Here is a 525-nt window from a genome sequence, read left to right on the forward strand (position 1 = left end):
TAGAGATTCCAAATCGCCAGTTTTGTTCGCTAGTGCAACAGATTCACTGAATGTATTGTCTTCGGAAGAGTAGTTGAACTTCGCATGGCCCCCAAAGTTACGACCCTTAAGGAAATCAGCCGGATCTTTGGTTTCAAATGCAACAATGCCACCAATTGCGTCAGAACCATGCAGAGACGACGCTGCACCTTTTACAATTTCAACCGCTTTTATTAGGTCGGTATCCACGTTAACGCGAGCAGAGTTAATGAACGTATTCCCTGATTCGAACTGGTTACCTTGAGATACGCCGTCCACAAGAACCTTAATTCGGTTACCTTCGATACCTCGAATATTGATACTCTGGACACCTTGACGCGAGTTTGTCTTAACCGTGACTCCTGGCGTGTACTCAAAGAGATCATCTAAGCCAGTGACCATGCTTTCTTCGATGTTCTTATCAGTAACGACGGCAACAGAAGCAGCAGTGTCTTCGATTTGGCTATTAGTACGAGTCGCAGTCACGACCACTTCATTGAAGGTTGA

General features: G+C 45.3%; 1 protein-coding gene. It reads right to left on the reverse strand.

Annotated elements, in window-relative coordinates; all coding sequences use genetic code 11:
• Nucleotides 1-525 (reverse strand): TonB-dependent receptor plug domain-containing protein (locus R7Q48_RS30835; protein WP_318134217.1); only part of this gene is annotated, 525 nt, incomplete at both ends.

Source organism: Vibrio sp. 378 (assembly GCF_033339435.1).